This is a genomic window from Cryobacterium sp. TMT1-2-2 (assembly GCF_004403505.1).
In the GTDB taxonomy this organism is placed as follows: domain Bacteria; phylum Actinomycetota; class Actinomycetes; order Actinomycetales; family Microbacteriaceae; genus Cryobacterium; species Cryobacterium flavum.
In genome coordinates this window covers 75,619-92,798 of sequence record NZ_SOGS01000013.1, presented here as the reverse complement: position 1 = coordinate 92,798, position 17,180 = coordinate 75,619, and the positions used below count along the sequence as shown (strand labels likewise).

The following is a 17,180-nucleotide window of genomic DNA, read 5'->3' as shown; positions in this document are numbered from 1 at the left end:
GCTAGTTCGCGACGGCGACCAGACCCATTTCGGCCGGGCTGATCAGCAGGTCATTGCGGGGAACGACACGCACGGTATACCCAAAGGCTCCGGCCCGGTCGAGTTCGACCGTTCCGGTGAACAGGGTGGCGCCGCCGGTCGATGCTTCTTTCAGCGGTGCCGGTTCGAGCGCCTGAATGGCCACGTCGCGCAGCTCGTCGGTGCCCAGGCTCTTGCCGTAGACGACCTCGACGGTCACGTCCTCTGCCGCCAGTCCGCCGAGCTGCACGTGTGCGCGCAGGTGCAGGTCGTCGCCCACTTCGGGCACCGACGAGACACCGCCCGATTCCACGTGGGTTACCGCGACCTGCGGCCAGGCCGACACGATCCGGCCCTTCCACGCGGCCAGTTCGCGGGCCGCGCGGTAGTTGTTGGCCGACATCAGCCCTTCGTAGTGTCCGGCCGGGCGATACAGCCGCTGCACGTACTCGCTGACCATACGGTCGGCGGACAGTGCCGGCGAGAGGGTGGCGAGGGTGTGCCGAATATTCGAGACCCACCGTTCGGGCACGTCATCGGCGTTCCGTTCGTAGAACGTCGGGGCGACCTGATGCTCGATCAGGTCGTAGAGCGCTTCGGCTTCGAGCCGGTCGCGTTCAGCGGAGTCGCCGGCCGAATCGGCCGACGGAATCGCCCAGCCGTTCTTGCCGTCATAGTATTCGGGCCACCAGCCGTCGAGGATCGACAGATTGAGGGCACCGTTGAGGGCAGCCTTCATGCCGCTCGTTCCGCAGGCCTCGAGCGGACGGAGCGGATTGTTGAGCCAAACATCCGTTCCCGGGTACATCAGCTGGGCCATGGCGATGTTGTAGTCGGGCAGAAAAGCGATGCGCGTGCGCAGGGCCGGGTCGGCCGCGAACTGCACGATCTTCTGGATCAGGCGTTTGCCCTCTTCGTCGGCGGGGTGTGACTTGCCGGCGATGACGATCTGAATCGGATGCTCCGGGTGCAGCAGCAGGGCGCGCAAACGTTCAGGGTCGTGCAACATCAGGGTGAGCCGCTTGTAGGTGGGAACACGGCGGGCGAACCCGATGGTCAGCACATTCGGGTCGAAGACACGATTGATCCAGGTCGGGGGGATGCCGCCTGGGTTCTGGTCGCGCCAGGCGTTCAGCAGTCGGCGGCGGGCATCCTCCACGAATTGCAGGCGCATCTGACCGCGCACCGACCACAGGTCCTGGTTGGAGACATCTGCCGAGGCCCAGTTGGCCGTCGTGGTGTCGCTCGTGCCGAGCTTAGTGTGGGCGAGGCTCTTCAGCGCCGGGTCGGTCCAGCTCTGCGCGTGCACGCCATTCGTGATCGACGTGATCGGAACATCCGCTGAATCAAAGCCAGGCCACAGGCCGTTGAACATGCGTCGGCTGACCTCGCCGTGCAGGGTCGAGACACCGTTGGCGTGCTGGCCGAGCCGCAGGCCCATGATGGCCATGTTGAACACGTCGTTGGAACCGCCGGCGTAGCTCTCAGCGCCGAGCGCGAGCAGATCTTCCACATCGACGCCGGGCAGCAGGTCGGTGCCGAAGTAGCGTCGCACGAGCGACCGCTCGAAGCGGTCGATGCCGGCGGCGACCGGAGTGTGGGTGGTGAAAACGGTGCCGGCGCGGGCCACCTGCAGAGCTTCCTGAAAGCTGAGGCCCTCGCCGATCAGGCTGGAGATGCGCTCGAGGCCGAGGAAACCGGCGTGACCCTCGTTGGTGTGGAACACTTCGGGCTCCGGCAGTCCGTGCAGCGAGCTCCACAGTTTCACCGCGCGAGCACCGCCGATGCCCAGCAGCAGTTCCTGCAGCAGGCGGTGTTCGCCGCCGCCGCCATACAGGCGGTCGGTGACCAGGCGCAGGTCGTCGGCGTTCTCCGGAATGTCGGCGTCGAGCAACAGCAAACGCACTCGGCCCACCTTGGCCTGCCAGATCCGGGCATGCAGGGTGCGGTCGTCGGGCAGCGCGAGCGACACCTGTACGGCGGAGCCGTCGGCCCGGCGCAGCACGGCGAGCGGAAGCCCGTCGGGGTCGAGCAGCGGATAGCTTTCCATCTGCCAGCCGTCAGGAGAGATGGCCTGGCTGAAGTAGCCGGCACGATAGAACAGGCCGACGCCAACCAAAGGCAGGCCAAGGTCCGAAGCGCTCTTCAGGTGGTCACCGGCGAGAATGCCGAGGCCCCCCGAATACTGCGGCAGGGCAGCGGCGATGCCGAACTCCGGTGAGAAGTAGGCGATGGCAGCCGGCTTCTCGCCCTCGAGCCCCTGGTACCAGCGTGGCTGCTCGAGATAGTCGCGCAGCCCGTCGCGGGTGGCGTTGACCTCGGCGACGTAGTCGTGATCCTGCGCGAGATCGTCGAGGCGACGCGGGTCGACGGCACCGAGCAGCGCGACCGGGTCGGTGCCGATCTCGCGCCAGAGCTCGGGGGCAATGTGCTCGAATAGTTGCCGCGTGGGCTCATGCCACGACCAGCGGAGATTGCCGGCGAGCTCCTCCAGGGCAGCGAGCGGCTCGGGGAGAACGGCACGGACGGTAAATTTGCGGATGGCCTTCACGAGGTCAACCTTAGGGGTGCCACGTGTCCAACACGTAACAGCCAAATTCACCGCGCGCACGCCAGGAGGGCAGAACGCGGAAGCCATTGCCACGCTTTCACGCTACGGTCGTGGTGTGGCCAAGACAGCAGCAAAAGAAACGATCCTGCCGACAGCATCGAGCAGCGCCCCCGCGAGCGTGTCTGCGGGCGCGGCTGCGGGAAGCCGCGCCGCCGCATCCGTTGGTCGAATCCCCGTTCTCGACCTGTCTCCCCAGCTGAAGGACAACCTCTGGCCGGCCCGCGCCTTCGTGGGCGAAGTGGTGCCGTTTGGCGCGACCGCTTTTCGTGAGGGACACGACCTCATCGGCGTCGATCTGCAGCTGACGGCGCCCGACGGCAGCACCACGCGGCATCCGATGGCGTTGCAGGCCGACGGCACCGACCGCTACGGCACCGAGGCCCAACTCGGCGCTGCCGGCCACTGGACCTATCGGGTGCGCGCCTACGCCGACGACTTCGCCACCTGGGAACACAATGCCGCGATCAAGATACCGGCCGGCATTGACGTAGAACTCATGTTCACCATCGGCGGCGAACTCCTCACCCAGGCCGGCGTCGACAAAGCCCGCCCGCTCGCCGCCCGCCGTCTGTTTCAAGCGGCCGCGAAGACCCTCGCCGACACCGGTAAGCCGGCCACCGAGCGTTTTCTCGCCGTGGCAGATGCCGCCCTCCTGCAGGCCATCAGTGCCCACCCCCTCGCCGGACTAGCCTCACTCTCGGCCGAGCGCACGATTATCGTCGAACGGGCCAGAGCCGGGGTCGGCTCCTGGTACGAATTCTTTCCACGCTCGGAGGGCGCCGTGCGGCGCGCCGACGGCAGCTGGAAAAGCGGAACGTTCCGCACCGCAGCCAAGCGACTGCCCGCCGTGGCCGCCATGGGCTTCGACGTGCTCTACCTTCCGCCGATTCACCCGATCGGGCAGGCCTTTCGCAAGGGACCGAATAATTCGCTCGAGGTCGCCCCCGGCGATCCGGGCTCGCCCTGGGCGATCGGCTCGAAAGACGGCGGCCACGACGCCATCCACCCAGACCTCGGCACGGTGGCCGACTTCACGTTCTTTCTGCAGAAGGCCGCCTCCCTCGGCATCGAGGTCGCCCTCGACTTTGCGCTGCAGGCTTCCCCCGACCATCCCTGGGTCACGGAGCACCCGGAGTGGTTCACGACGCTGCCCGACGGCAGCATCGCCTACGCCGAAAACCCGCCGAAAAAATATCAGGATATCTACCCGATCAATTTCGACAATGATCCGGACGGCATCCGCGCCGAGGCGCTGCGCCTGCTGCGCTACTGGATCGGCCTGGGCGTGCGTATCTTTCGGGTGGACAACCCGCACACCAAGCCGCTCGACTTCTGGGAATGGCTGCTCGCCGAAGTCAACCAGGCCGACCCCGACGTGGTGTTTCTGGCCGAAGCGTTCACTCGCCCGGCCCTCATGCAGGCGCTCGGCAAGGTCGGCTTCCAGCAGTCGTACACCTACTTCACCTGGCGCAACACGAAGATCGAGCTCGAGGAGTTCTTCGACGGCCTCGCCACCGACACCCCCGACTTTCTGCGCCCGAACCTGTTCGTGAACACCCCCGATATTCTCACCGAATACCTGCAATTCGGCGGGCCGGCCGCCTTCAAGATTCGAGCGGCACTGGCCGCGACGGCGGCGCCGAGCTGGGGGGTCTACGCCGGTTTCGATCTGTTCGAGAACGTCGCACGGCCGGGCGCCGAAGAGAGCATCGACAACGAGAAGTACGAGTACCGGCCGCGTGACTGGAGCAAGGCCGAGGAGCTCGGTAAGTCCCTTGCGCCGTACCTCACGCTGCTGAACCGCATCCGCTCCGAGCATCCGGCGCTCGGCCAGCTGCGCAACCTCGACATCCACTCGAGCGACGACGATTCGATCCTCGTCTACAGCAAGTACCTCGACGCGGCGTTCACCGGCACCGGCCAAGCGGATGCCCTCCTCATCGTCGCCAACGTCGACCCGCACTCGGTGCGCCAGACCGTGGTGCACCTCGACGTGACTCGGTTCGGCATTGCGCGCGGCGACACCTTCGACGTGCACGACCTCGTCTCGGGTGCCACCTGGACCTGGTCGGCCGATAACTTCGTGCGGCTCGATGCTTTCACCGAACCGGTGCACATTCTGCACGTCACTCCCCACGATCCTGGCCAGGGCCGCGCATGAGCGACAGCAAGAAGAAACACAAGAAGAAGAAGAAGAAGAACAAGTCCACGGACAAGAAGGGTCAGGGAAAGAAAATCGACGCTAAGAAGGCTCAGTCCCCGAAGACACCGTCTGTGAAAAAGCACGTCGCCCCGCCCGAGCCGGCTGCGATCGACGATCACATCTTGGAGGCCGTCGCCGCCGGTAGCTACTACAACCCCCACGAAATTCTCGGCCAGCACCTCGCCCACCAGACTGGCGTCTCCGACCCGCTCGTGATCATTCGCGCCCTACGCCCGCTTGCAACCGAGGTCTTCGCCATTCTCGCCAACGGCTCCCACGTGGAGCTGGCGCACCTCGCGCACGGCATCTGGCAGGGCGAAAGCACCCTCGGACTCAGCGACTACACGATCGAGGCCCGCTACGAGGACGCCCCCACCTGGATCTGCGATGACCCGTACCGATTCATCCCGACCCTCGGCGAGCTGGACCTGCACCTCATCGGTGAAGGCCGCCACGAGCGCCTCTGGGACGTTTTGGGCGCCCACCACCGTCAGCACCAGGGCATCACGGCGTCATCGACCGGCACGTCGTTCGCGGTGTGGGCGCCGCACGCCCGCGCCGCACGGGTGATCGGCGACTTCAACGGGTGGAGCGGCGTGACCCACGCCATGCGCAACATGGGAAGCACCGGCGTCTGGGAGCTGTTCATTCCGGGCCTCGAACTCGGCACCAACTACAAGTTTCAGCTGCTTGCGCAGTCCGGCGCCTGGGTGGAAAAGGCCGATCCGATGGCCCGTCTCGCCGAGGTACCACCGCAGACCGCGTCGGTCGTCACAGAGTCCCACTACGAGTGGGCGGATGACGCCTGGCTCTTCAATCGCAAGGCCAACGATCCGCACAACCAGGCCATGAGTGTCTACGAGATGCACGTCGGCTCTTGGCGCCCCGGCCTCGGCTACCGAGACCTGGCCGATGAGCTCGTCGGTTACCTGCAGGAACTGAGCTTCACGCACGTGGAATTCATGCCCCTGGCGGAGCATCCGTTTGGCGGTTCCTGGGGCTACCAGGTCAGCGGCTATTACGCACCGACCAGCCGGTTCGGCTCCCCCGACGACCTGCGCTACCTGATCGACCGGCTGCACCAGGCCGGCATCGGCGTGATCATGGACTGGGTGCCCGGTCACTTTCCCAAGGACGACTTCGCCCTGGCCCGGTTCGACGGCCAGGCCCTGTACGAGCACCCCGACCCGCGTCGCGGTGAGCAGCTGGACTGGGGCACCTACATTTTTGACTTCGGGCAGATGCAGGTGCGCAACTTCCTCGTCGCCAACGCGCTGTACTGGCTCGAAGAATTCCACATCGACGCCTTGCGCGTCGACGCCGTCGCCTCCATGCTCTACCTCGACTATTCGCGCGAAGACGGCCAGTGGGAGCCGAACCAGTACGGCGGCAACGAGAACCTTGAGGCGATCAGCCTGCTGCAGGAGATCACCGCGACGGCGTACAAGCGCAATCCGGGCACGATCATGATCGCCGAGGAATCCACCAACTGGGGCGGAGTGACGGCGCCGACCAGCGGTGGCGGCCTCGGTTTCGGGTTCAAGTGGAACATGGGCTGGATGCACGACTCGCTCGAGTATATGCAGGTCGACCCGATGTACCGCTCCTACCATCACAACGACATCACGTTCTCGTTCATCTACGCCTTTAGCGAGAACTTCCTGCTGCCGATCAGCCACGACGAGGTCGTGCACGGCAAGGGCGCCCTGGTCTCCAAGATGCCCGGTGACTCCTGGCAGCAACTCGCCAATGTGCGCGCCTACCTCGCGTTCATGTGGGCGCACCCCGGCAAGCAGCTATTGTTCATGGGCAGCGAGTTCGGTCAGCGTTCGGAGTGGAGCGAAGAGCGCGGATTGGACTGGTGGATGCTCGACCAGCCGGCACACCGCGGCCTGTTCAATCTCGTCGGCCAGCTCAACCGGGTCTACCGCGACAACGCGAGCCTGTGGAGCCGGGACAACGACCCGGGCGGCTTCGAACTGCTCGACGGCGGCGCTGCCAGCCAGAACGTCGTGTCGTTTCTGCGCTGGGACAACCACGGCGTTCCGGTCGCCTGCTTCTTCAACTTCGCCGGCCAGCCGCACACCGACTACCGGGTCGGCCTTCCGTTCGCCGGGCAGTGGGAGGAAATCCTCAACACGGATGCCGGCGACTTCGGCGGCTCCGGTGTGGGAAATCAGGGCAGTGTGGAGGCGTATAACGACCCCTGGGCCGGTCGTCCGGCCTCGGCGACCGTGACCCTGCCGCCTCTGGCCGGTCTCTGGTTGCGCCTCCGCCGCTAACTATCCCGCGAGAGCGCAAAAAGTGCCCATTTGACCTAGTCAAATGGGCACTTTTTGCGCTCTCGCGAAATGGAAAGTTAGTAGAGGAGGGCGGTGAGGCGCGAGCGTGTCGGGGGGACGCGGGGATCGTCCTGGCCGACGACCTCGAACAGCTCGAGGATGCGCTCGCGGATGGCGTTGCGCCCGGGGGCTGGCTGGGCCGGAAAGAGGCCGAGCAACCGATCGAAAGCGTCCTCGATGTGGCCGCCGGACAGATCGAGGTCGGCGACCAGAAGTTGAGCGTCGAGATCGTCGGGAGCGGAGGCCGCCCCATTGCGAATCTGGTCGATGGTCTTGCCCTGCAGCCGCGCCAGCAGGCTAACCTGGGCCAGCCCGGCAACGGCCATCGTGTCGTTCGGGTTCTGCGCCAGTGCAGTGCGGTATTCGCTCTGGGCGGTGGCGTAGTCGCCGGCCTCGATGGCGGTGTACGCCTCCAGGTGGTGCGGTGGCAGCGGCTCATCGACGGCAACGGCCGGCTCGGTGCCGGCGTTCGCGTCGGCGGCCTCGGCCGTGCCGGTCACGCCCTGCTGGGCGGCGAGCTCGAGCACCCGAACGAGCAGCTCCGCGATCTGCTCCTCGCCGAGCGGGCCGTTGAAGAGCTGTACCGGCTGACCGGTGATGACGGCGGCGACCGTGGGCACCGTCTGGGCCTGGAAAGCCTGAACGAGTTGCGGATTCGCGTCAATGTCAACGCGGGCCAGCACGAACCGGCCGTCGAGGCCGGTGATGAGCTTCTCGAGCACCGCCAGGAGCTGGGTCGAAGGCTCGCTGCGGGATGCCCACAGCCCGACGATCACGGGAACGCGGGACGAGAGCTCGAGCAGCTCACCGAAATTGGCGTCCGTGCCGTCGATGACGAGACTAGGAACCATGACGGGGCCGGACGGCGCCGGCGCTCCCCCCACGGGTGCACCGGTCACGGGCGCCCCGTTCGTGGACACCGGGGGCGCGCCCGTCGGGGCACGGTTCACGAGCGAGGAGAGGTCGACCGCTCCGCGCAGGTTCGATCCGGAAGGGGGCATATTCGTCATGGAAGCTCCGCCGATGTGATGAGGCCCTGGGCAAAGCCCAGAAGCACGATTTTGTCGCTCGAACCGGCCGTGGGCACATAGAACAACAGCTGGTCGCGATAGGTGTTCGAGAAGCCCTTGGCCGTGGTGGTGATGCCGGAGAGCGCCTTCGTGGCGAGGGCATCGGCCGCCGGACCCACGGTGGCACCGGCATCCACCGGCTTGACCGTTTCGGTCTCGGTCATGCTGACCGCCACGATGCTGCCCGAGTCGTTGGTCGCGAGGGCGACGGCTTCATCGCTGCCCGCGGCAGCCGCGAACTCGATCGACGCGGTCGACGGCAGGGCGGCGATCTTGGCCGCATTCAGGTCGGCGACCTGCACCCGGAAATTATCGCCCTCGCTCTCGAACAGCCCGAAGGAGGGGCTGGCTTCGCCCTGCACCAGGATGTCGGCGTACGCGGCGGCCAATTCATTCGGCGGCAGCAACAGCAACTTGTTGTCGGGAGCGATGGCCGGAGCACCGACGATGGCCGGAGCCACCTTGGGAACGTGCGCCGACTGTTCCAGCGCGAACAGGTAGTCCACTTGATAGTTCGTGCGCGGCGATTCCTGCTTGAGGATGACCGCCATCGTCGGAATGCTGGGGTCGTTTTCATCCTGGATGACGGTCATGACCACCCGCGGCCAGGAATTCGTCTGCTGCGGCAAGGTGAAGGTGAGCGGAGCACCCGCCAGAGCGACGAGCGGCGCCACGGCCGGATCCACGGCGCGAATCTTGTAGTTGGCCAGTCGTTGTTCCAGCGCCGGGCCGGTGAATCGCGTGGCGAGGGTCTCGGTATTCAGGTTCGCATCGGCATCCGCAGTGAGCAGCGAAATTTCGCTCATGATCGTCTCAAGCTGGGAGACGGTCACGGCGGGCGGTGGCAGCTCGGCGGCAGCTTCGACGGAATCGGTGGACTGGGGCGTCGGCGTTGGGGTCGCTGTGGCGGTGTTGGCCGTGCTGAAATCGGGCCACAGATCTGCCGAACAGCCACTCAACGCCAGACCGGAAACCACGATCATGGGAAGGATGGCGACACGGCGAGCGATTCCTCGCCGTGACGTGATCTGACTGGCCTTGATCGCCTTCGGACGCGGCGCGCGCGGCAACTTGGGCATACGCGGACCGCGCGGAACATTGCGGCGCGGACGACGGGATCGACGCAGATGCAGCAGGGCCAGTAGGTACAACACCAGGCCGGCCAACAGCAGCAAGGCACCACCGGCCAGCAGCGGGCCCGCCCACGGCGTGGAATTGTCGGACGCCCAGGACAAACGGACGCTGGCGGGTGCCGGTTCGATTCCGTCCGATGCGACGATCACCGAAATACCTTCAGGCAAGGTCAGCGTGGTGGTCACGGAGTTCGTGCCGGAGTATTCGTCGAGCCAGAGGTCGGAACCGGCCGGATTCATGATCGCGGCGGCGGCATCCGTTGTGGCGGCGTCCGTCCCTGCGCTACCGCCCGTGGCCCCCTCAGAATCGTCGGGCGTGACCGCCGCAGTGATGGTGGAGGTGAGCTCACCGGTTTTCTCGCTCAGGCCGACGGTGGCAAATGAGTCGTCACCGATCCAGGCAGCGACGTCTTCCGACCGCCCGTAGGCCACGAAGATGGGCCCGTCTCCGCGCACGTTGATGGTCTGGCTGCCCGAAGAGGCTGCGAGGGCGCTCGGGTCGATCACGGTGTACTTCGCCGTTCCGGTGACGGTCGAGCTCAGGGACGTGAAAGCGGGCTCGAGCAGGATCGTGCGCTGTGCGATGCCGAGAACGATCATCACGGCAGCAAGAACGAAGGCCGCAATGGCAAGAACAAAACGCACGTATCACCCTTCAGCATTTGAGCTGGTCGGTACAGTCTGGTTGGTACTGTTCAGTCACTCTGGCTGACTCACGTGACTGAAAGTCCTCAGACACGGACTTTCTACGTTACTGCGTTCACCTGAAAGGTGCCTAATAGCAGCCGAGGCCCGGCCAGCCGATGATCGGGTATTCGCGACGGCGGCGAGACACTAAAATTGGGGGCGTTCCCCGTCATGCATGATCCATCGAGGGCCGGGGCCCCATCTGTAAGGAGTAAAAGTGTCTGACGACGAAGCTGATTTCACCCAGGTATTTCGCGGCTACGACAAGGACGAGGTGGCCAAGGCTATCCAGTCGCTGCGTCGCGAACTGATTCAAGCCAACACCCAGAACGCCGAGGCCGGCCGCGAGGTCAAACGCCTGGCGGCGCGCATCGACGATCTCAACGCCGAGATCGAAGAGGTTGGAAGCCCCACCTTCTCCGGACTTGGAACCAAGTTGGAGAACACCCTTCGCGTCGCCGAAGAGCAGTCCACTCGCGTCATTGCCCAGGCCGATATCGACGCCGAAAAGCTTCGGGCCGCTACCACTGACGAGGTGCAGCTGCTCCGTCACAATGCCCTCGAGCAGGCCGAACGCACCCTGTCCGATGCCGCCGTCAAGGCGCGTCGGGTGCTCGATGACGTCAGGGTCGAAGCGGATGATGTGCGCGCCCGTGCCCAGGACGACCAGGCCCAGATCGTTCAGGATGCGGTTCGCGATGCCTCCCTGATTCGGGGCGCTGTCGCCACCGAGGCTGCGGAAGCCCGTGCCACGGTCAAGCGTGAGGTTGCGGCCATCCGCTCTGAAGCCGATCGTGAAGCGGCAGAAGTACGCGTGGTCGCTCAGCGTGAAGCCACCGAAGCCCGCGAGATCGCGGCCGGTCTGACAAACGAGACCGAACTCACCCGCGCCGAAGTAGCCCTGGAACTCGACCAGCAGCGGGCTGACCTGCAGCGCGAAACCGAGCAGGCCCGCGTCGATCTGGCCGCCGAGACCGACCAGGCCAGGGTCGATCTGGCTCGGGAGTCCGAGCTCGCCCGACTGGCTGGCGCCCACGACGCCGACCAGGCGCGCACCCTGCTCGCCGCCGAGATCGAACAGGGGCGCATCGACCTGGCCCGCGAGATCGAACAGGCACACGCAGTGACCGAGGTCGAACGCGAGCAGGCTCAGACCGATCTGGCCCGCGAACTTGATCGCAAGCGTGCCGGTCTGTCCCGCGAGATCGAACAGGGCCGCGCGGCCCTCGCCGCCGAGGTGGAGCAGGCCGCCGCCGACCTGGCCCGCGAGAACCAGCAGGCCCGCATCGACGCCGAGGCCGAGGCCGAGCAGGCCCGCATCGATCTGGAGAACCAGCTCACCGCCACGCGCAAGAAGGGCGAGCACGAAGCTAGCCGTCTGGCCCGGGAGATCGACCAGGCGCGAGCCGACTTCGACGTGGAGCTGAAGGCCCGCCGTGACGAGGCCGAGCAGGAGCACCTCGCCCGGCACCAGGAAGCCGTGGCGCAGGCGCAGAAGTTCCAGCTCGATGCCGCCAAACAGCTCACCGAGACGACCGAGCGTACCGCGGAACTGCGCACGCTCAACGACCAGCTCGATGCTGGCGCTCGCGAAGAGGCCAAGGCCAACAAGGAACTGGCCGAAGAGAGCGCCGCGCGCATTCTCAGCGACGCCCACACCACGGCAACCGCGCTCGTCACCGACGCCACGACACGCTCACGTACCCTCGTTGCCGACGCCGAAGACCGGTTGTCCCAGATTAGGATTGAGCGCGACGCCGTTGCCGGTTATTTTGAAAGCCTACGCAGCGTTTTGACCCAGGCAGAACGGGTCGCAGCCGAGTAATTCCCTACTCCTGGAGACGACACGTGAAAATTCAGAACGCCTTTCGATTCGGACTCGTCGGAACCCTGGGCGTAGGCCTGGGCCTGCTGATCATCACCTCGGTGATCACCCTGCAGACGATCATCATCTATGTCGGGGCCGCGCTGTTCATTGCGCTCGGCCTCGACCCGGCGGTCTCCTGGCTGGAGAAGAAGAAGTTCCCGCGCTGGGCGGCCATTCTCATCGTCGTCGCGGGCGTCCTCGGCGTACTCACCGGCGTGATCTTTGCGATCGTGCCAATCATCGTCGACCAGGTCTCCAAGCTGTCCAAGCTTATTCCGGAGCTCGTCACGGCCGTGAACAGCTCAACTTTCCTGAGCGATCTGCAGAAGCAGTTCCCCGGTCTCGACATCACCGAGATCACCAAGACGATCACTAATTTTCTCGGCGGAAACCTCACCAACATCACGGCGACGGTCGTGCAGTCGGGGTTGGCCTTCGTGAACGGCCTGTTCGGCGGGCTCATCATCCTGATTCTCACGCTCTACTTCACGGCCTCGCTGAACAACATGAAACGCGCCACCTACCAGCTGGTTCCCGCGTCCAAGCGGGAACGGTTCACCGACATCAGCGAACAGATCACCACGGCCGTCGGCCGCTACATCGTCGGCCAGGCGGCGTTGGCCTCGGTCAATGGCGTGCTGAGCTTCATCTTTCTGTCGATCATCGGCGCGCCGTTCCCGGCGCTGCTGGCGTTCATCGCCTTCCTGCTGTCGCTGATTCCGCTGGTCGGTACGATCTCCGGTTCGGTCATCATCGTGCTGACCTGCCTGATTCCCGAGATCGGCAGTTCTCCGCAGACCGCGCTGGCCGCGGCGATCTACTACCTCATCTATATGCAGGTCGAGGCATACGTACTCAGCCCCAACATCATGAACCGGGCCGTCTCTGTGCCGGGCGCGGTCGTCGTGATCGCGGCTCTGGCCGGCGGCAGCCTGCTCGGCATTCTCGGTGCCCTGATCGCGATCCCGGTGGCCGCTTCGGTCATCATGATCGTCAAACAGGTCGTCATCCCCCGCCAGAACGAGCTCTGACGCCCGACGACCTGCCTCAGGAGGCAGCGGGCGGCGGCGCGGGCCACTCGGTCGGCAACGGCAGTACGCCGGGGTTGATGGTGGCGACGATCTCGGTGAGCACCCGACGGGTCAGATTCTCGCCCACCCAGAGGTGCTTGCCACCCTCGACGGCGACCAGACGCATACCGGGCACGCTGGCGAACCGCAGGCGGGCGGCATCCGGTCGCAGGTAGTCGTCGAACTCGGGGATCAGCGCGACCAGTTCGCGTTCGTTGCCGGCCCACGCTGCCAGCTCTTCGTTGGTCGTGCGGTGCAGCGGCGGTGACAGCAGGATGGCCCCGCGGATGGGGTGCTCCAGGCCGTACTTGAGGGCCAGTTCGGTGCCGAAGGACCAGCCGACCAGCCAGGGATTGGGAAGGTGGCGTTCGGCGACGAAAGTCATTGCCGCGGCGACATCGGCCCGTTCGGTGAGGCCATGACCGAAATCACCTTCGCTGGTGCCGCGCGGCGATGACGTGCCGCGGGTGTTGAAGCGCAGCACGGCCAGATCGGCCAGGGCTGGCAGCCGGTTGGCGGCCTTTCGCAGAATGTGCGAGTCCATGAAGCCGCCGGCGGTGGGCAGCGGATGCAGCGTCACGAGTGTCGCTACCGGCGCACGATCCACCGGGGTCGCCAGCTCGCCCACCAGGGTGAGGCCGTCGCTGGTGCGCAGCTCGATGTGTTCGATGGTGGCGGGCAGTTCGATGCCACCACGAATATCAACCGGCACGGGTTCTCCTGAACTTTCGCGGGTCATTTGATCTTCCAACAGTGGGTGTGCCAGTGCCGCCGGTTGGAGAGGTCGGCGTTGTCGCCGAGCACTCCATCCCCGCGCCAGGTGACGATATGAGCGGTGCCGGGAAGGATTCCCTGGGTGCATCCCGGGCACAGATACGTTTTGACCGCCTGCTTGGCGGGAACCGGCTGCACGTGCCAAAGGCCGTCCCGCCGCACCTCACTGCGCCGCCACCCCGCGAGCAGATGATTCAGGTCAACGGCTTCGTCGTCGTCGACCGGCTGCTGGGCTTTGCGGCCTCGGGGTCGATTGCTGCGCGCCATGATTCCAGTCTAAAGTGCGCACCTGGCGCCGCTCGACAGCCGAAGTGCGGCTAGTACCAGCCCGAGGCCTGCGACTTCGCCCACGCGCCGCAGGGGGTGCCGTAGCGCCCGGTGATGTAACCCAGGCCCCATTCGATCTGCGTTCCGGCATTGGTGGCCCAGTCCTCGCCCGCCGTGGCCATTTTGGAGCCGGGGAGCGCCTGCGGAATCCCATAGGCTCCGCTCGAACCGTTCTGGGCGTTGACGCGCCAGCCAGATTCCTTCTGCCAGAGCGAGACGAGGCAGTTGTACTGGTCTTCGCCCCAGCCGCGAGCGGCAACGGCGTCGTAGGCGTAGGCCTGGGCCGAGCCGGGATCGGGCACGGCGGCAGATGGGGCGGTGAAGCTCTGCGTTTTCTTTTCGACCGCGACGACGACGGGCACCGGTTTGGGCTTCTCGGTAACGGCATAGCCGTCGCGGGTGATGGTGTTCGCGTAGCTGCCGGCGACGAGAACGGCCTGGGCCGGCCCAGTATCGGTCGTGCTGCCGGCTATCTGAAAATACGGTGACGCCGTAGCGCCGGAGTAGGGGTCGACCACGGTGACGAGAACGAAGGCACAGGCGGCGGTGAAGCCGAACATGAAGTGCGCGGGCTTCACCCGGCGTCGGGTTCGACGAACTTTCGGCCGGGCCGCGGCCGGGACAGTGTCGATAACTTGCAGATGCCTACCCATTAGTACACGACCTTAGCTGACAAATTAGGTAACGACCAAGTAACGGCGGTCAAATCAGCGGACCGCGAGCATGACGTCGACGACGCTGTCGAGCACGAGGTCCACCTGCGCTTCCCGGTATCCGCCCCGTTCAGGGCGAAAAACGGCGGTGCGAACCTCGTCAACGGTGAGCTCGCGACCGTCTTGAAAATACTTCACCAATTTGTTCGCGAGGCGGTCGACATCCACTCGTTTATAGCCGACCGCGAGCACGCTGGTGCGGGTGAAACGGTGCCCGGGGGTGCGGCTGAGTCGGGCCACGATCACGTCGGCGGTGCCCTCGGCGTCAGCCATCCAGGCCTGCTCGCCCCGGTCGTGCGTCGCCTGATCGCGTTCCCGAGCCGCGAAGGCGTCTTCGAGCCGCTCCAGCGCCGCGTCGACGTGTTCGGGTGAGTATCCGCCCTTGTGCATGGCGAAGGCGGTGTGACGGATCCCCTCGGCCGTCAATGCTGCAACGGTGCGGGCAGCTTCCGCCTCGGCCTTCTCCGCGACAATCGCGTGGATGGCCTCGGTCCCGTCGGCGGCGCCGGCTTCGTCGTCCGTGGTCGGCGGCGGCGTGGTGACGGTCTCGGTGTCGGCAGTCTCGGTGCCGGTGGCGATCTCGTCGACGGACTCCACGACACCAGTATCGGCATCGAGGTCGTCGCCCGGGTGGTCAGGCTGGTCGTACGCGCGTCGGGCTGCGGCCAGGAACGCGTCGACCTGGGAGACGTTGTAGCCGAGAGACTTCTTGCCCACTCGGGGAAATATGGTGCTCATAGCCTCATTGTCTCGTACGAAGTTCGTGGGAAAAGAATCGCCCCGGCTCATGCAAAGACCAGGTAAAGCGCGTAGGCGGCAGCGGCCGACGGCAGGATCGAGTCGAGCCGGTCCAGAAAGCCGCCGTGCCCTGGCAGCCACGAGCTCATGTCTTTGATACCGAGGTCGCGCTTGATCAGTGATTCGGCCAGGTCGCCGAAGGTGGCGGTGAGCAGAATGACAGCGCCGAACACCAGTCCGAACCACCACGGCTGCTGGAGCATGAAGATCGACAGCAGCACACCGGCGATCATGCAGATCAGGCCGGCCCCGATGAAGCCTTCCCAGGTCTTCTTGGGGCTGATCGACGGTGCCATCGGGTGCTTGCCGAAGTTGAGGCCGCTGACGTAGGCTCCCGTGTCGGCAGAGATAACCAAGATCAGAAAGGCGAGCGTCCACCACTGTCCGTGGTCCTGGGCCACGAGCAGCACGGCGAAACTCGCGAGAAAGACCACGTAGACCTGAATCAGGATGCCGCCGCCCACGTCGCCAACGATGGATCGGGCCGAGGCGCGATGTGACGGAATGACCAGCAGTGCCAGACGCCACAGGCCGATCAGCACGATGCCGCCGAGCATGACCAGCCATTGGCCGGTTGCCCCGCCATAGAACGCGGCCGGAACGATCGCGATGGCCGAGATGATCACGGGGATGCGCGGAACGTTGCGTCCGGCATGCCGCAGGGCCTGGGCCAGCTCGAACGCACAGAAACCGACGATCACGACGGCGAAGATCATGAAGAGCTGTTTGATGATGATGAGGCTCACCAGCATGGAGCCGCCGAGCACCAGTCCGATCAGGATGGCCAGAATGAGGTTGCGCCCAGTACGCGCTTCGATGCGTTCGTTGGCCTGGTCGAGTTGAGCCCGTGTGGCCTGCACCTGGCGTTCAAAATCGGCCTTGGTGGTTTGCACCTGGCGTTCGAAATCAGCGCGCGTGGTTTTCACTTGCGCCCGGAACTCGGCGCGACTGACGCCGCGACCGCGTTTGTGCGGCTGGTCATTCTCCGGTTTCTCGGTCATCTGAAGCTCCTAGATCTCGAGGAGTTCGGCTTCCTTGCGCTTGAAGGCGTCGTCGATGCCGTCCACGTGGCTCTTGGTGATCAGCTCGAGTTCCTTCTCGGCACGACCGACCTCGTCGTCGCCGACCTCGCTCTTGAGGGCGTCGAGTTCATCCTTGGCCTTGCGGCGAATGTTGCGCACCGAGATGCGGGCATCCTCTGCTTTGGCCTTGACGATCTTCACGAACTCCTTGCGGCGTTCCGTGGTGAGTTCGGGGAGGGTGGCCCGGATGGTGGTGCCGTCGTTGCCGACGTTGGCACCCAGGTTCGGGGTGTCGCGAATGGCGATTTCGATGTCGCGCAGCGCTGCCTTGTCATACGGGCCGATCAGCATGGTGCGTGCTTCCTGGTTCTGCAGCGACGCGAGCTGTTCGAGCGGCGTCAGGGTGCCGTAGTAGCTCACCAGAATTTTCGCGAACATTTGCGGGTTGGCTCGCCCGGTGCGCACGGTACCAAAGTCGTCTTTGGCGGCCTCGAGGGCCCGGTTCATGCGCGCAGTGGCGTCGGAAAGAACATCCGCGATCACGG

General features: G+C 65.4%; 13 protein-coding genes. 4 read left to right on the top strand and 9 right to left on the bottom strand.

What is annotated here, in order from left to right; genetic code table 11:
• Position 1: 1 nt before the first annotated feature.
• Positions 2–2,569, bottom strand: a complete 2,568-nt coding sequence (gene glgP / locus E3T35_RS08590) for an alpha-glucan family phosphorylase (protein WP_134344292.1) — start codon at positions 2,567–2,569, stop codon at positions 2–4.
• 115 nt (positions 2,570–2,684) lie between these two features.
• Here glgP and E3T35_RS08585 point away from each other — a divergent pair, with 115 nt between their 5' ends.
• Together E3T35_RS08585 and glgB are read left to right on the top strand one after the other, a co-directional pair.
• Positions 2,685–4,790 (top strand): alpha-1,4-glucan--maltose-1-phosphate maltosyltransferase, encoded by a 2,106-nt coding sequence (locus E3T35_RS08585; RefSeq protein ID WP_370449313.1) that lies wholly within the window; start codon positions 2,685–2,687, stop codon positions 4,788–4,790.
• Positions 4,787–7,114, top strand: coding sequence for a 1,4-alpha-glucan branching protein GlgB (gene glgB, locus E3T35_RS08580; RefSeq protein ID WP_134378501.1), 2,328 nt, complete (start codon positions 4,787–4,789; stop codon positions 7,112–7,114). The genes E3T35_RS08585 and glgB overlap by 4 nt, the downstream gene beginning before the upstream one ends.
• A gap of 77 nt (positions 7,115–7,191) precedes the next feature.
• On the opposite strand, the gene E3T35_RS08575 is transcribed toward glgB, so the two are convergent.
• Together E3T35_RS08575 and E3T35_RS08570 are read right to left on the bottom strand one after the other, a co-directional pair.
• Positions 7,192–8,184 (bottom strand): tetratricopeptide repeat protein, encoded by a 993-nt coding sequence (locus E3T35_RS08575; RefSeq protein WP_134378499.1) that lies wholly within the window; start codon positions 8,182–8,184, stop codon positions 7,192–7,194.
• A complete protein-coding gene (locus tag E3T35_RS08570; protein WP_134344298.1) occupies positions 8,181–10,022 on the bottom strand; it encodes a hypothetical protein in 1,842 nt (613 codons plus the stop codon). The genes E3T35_RS08575 and E3T35_RS08570 overlap by 4 nt, the downstream gene beginning before the upstream one ends.
• Before the next feature lie 259 nt (positions 10,023–10,281).
• Here E3T35_RS08570 and E3T35_RS08565 point away from each other — a divergent pair, with 259 nt between their 5' ends.
• Together E3T35_RS08565 and E3T35_RS08560 are read left to right on the top strand one after the other, a co-directional pair.
• On the top strand, positions 10,282–11,889 hold the full coding sequence (locus tag E3T35_RS08565; RefSeq protein WP_134344300.1) for a hypothetical protein: 1,608 nt from the start codon (positions 10,282–10,284) through the stop codon (positions 11,887–11,889).
• Between the two features lie 23 nt (positions 11,890–11,912).
• Positions 11,913–12,962 (top strand): AI-2E family transporter, encoded by a 1,050-nt coding sequence (locus E3T35_RS08560; protein ID WP_092341169.1) that lies wholly within the window; start codon positions 11,913–11,915, stop codon positions 12,960–12,962.
• A gap of 16 nt (positions 12,963–12,978) precedes the next feature.
• Here E3T35_RS08560 and E3T35_RS08555 read toward each other — a convergent pair whose 3' ends face one another.
• The 6 genes from E3T35_RS08555 to frr are packed head-to-tail and all read right to left on the bottom strand — an operon-like array spanning position 12,979 to position 17,178.
• A complete protein-coding gene (locus E3T35_RS08555; RefSeq protein ID WP_134378497.1) occupies positions 12,979–13,740 on the bottom strand; it encodes an alpha/beta hydrolase in 762 nt (253 codons plus the stop codon).
• Entirely contained in the window at positions 13,737–14,042 is a 306-nt protein-coding gene (locus E3T35_RS08550) for a hypothetical protein (RefSeq protein ID WP_092341171.1), read from the bottom strand. The genes E3T35_RS08555 and E3T35_RS08550 overlap by 4 nt, the downstream gene beginning before the upstream one ends.
• Positions 14,043–14,092: 50 nt before the next feature.
• Positions 14,093–14,755 carry a lytic transglycosylase domain-containing protein gene (locus E3T35_RS19755; RefSeq protein ID WP_241988778.1) on the bottom strand — a complete coding sequence of 221 codons (663 nt, stop codon included), beginning with the start codon at positions 14,753–14,755 and terminating at the stop codon, positions 14,093–14,095.
• Between the two features lie 54 nt (positions 14,756–14,809).
• Positions 14,810–15,553: a DivIVA domain-containing protein gene (locus tag E3T35_RS08540; RefSeq protein ID WP_134344304.1), complete on the bottom strand. Its 744-nt coding sequence runs from the start codon at positions 15,551–15,553 to the stop codon at positions 14,810–14,812.
• A 47-nt stretch (positions 15,554–15,600) separates the two neighbouring features.
• The gene (locus tag E3T35_RS08535) at positions 15,601–16,614 is read right to left on the bottom strand and encodes a phosphatidate cytidylyltransferase (protein ID WP_104088228.1); all 1,014 of its coding nucleotides are present in this window, start codon (positions 16,612–16,614) and stop codon (positions 15,601–15,603) included.
• Positions 16,615–16,623: 9 nt separating this feature from the next.
• On the bottom strand, positions 16,624–17,178 hold the full coding sequence (frr, locus tag E3T35_RS08530; protein ID WP_092108831.1) for a ribosome recycling factor: 555 nt from the start codon (positions 17,176–17,178) through the stop codon (positions 16,624–16,626).
• Positions 17,179–17,180: the final 2 nt, after the last annotated feature.

Bases quoted from the DNA above. Each gene is read 5' to 3' on its own strand.
- glgB (WP_134378501.1), top strand. From the start codon at position 4,787: ATGAGCGACAGCAAGAAGAAACACAAGAAGAAGAAGAAGAAGAACAAG.
- E3T35_RS08575 (WP_134378499.1), bottom strand. From the start codon at position 8,184: ATGACGAATATGCCCCCTTCCGGATCGAACCTGCGCGGAGCGGTCGAC.
- E3T35_RS08555 (WP_134378497.1), bottom strand. From the start codon at position 13,740: ATGACCCGCGAAAGTTCAGGAGAACCCGTGCCGGTTGATATTCGTGGT.
- E3T35_RS08550 (WP_092341171.1), bottom strand. From the start codon at position 14,042: ATGGCGCGCAGCAATCGACCCCGAGGCCGCAAAGCCCAGCAGCCGGTC.
- E3T35_RS19755 (WP_241988778.1), bottom strand. From the start codon at position 14,755: ATGGGTAGGCATCTGCAAGTTATCGACACTGTCCCGGCCGCGGCCCGG.
- E3T35_RS08540 (WP_134344304.1), bottom strand. From the start codon at position 15,553: ATGAGCACCATATTTCCCCGAGTGGGCAAGAAGTCTCTCGGCTACAAC.
- E3T35_RS08535 (WP_104088228.1), bottom strand. From the start codon at position 16,614: ATGACCGAGAAACCGGAGAATGACCAGCCGCACAAACGCGGTCGCGGC.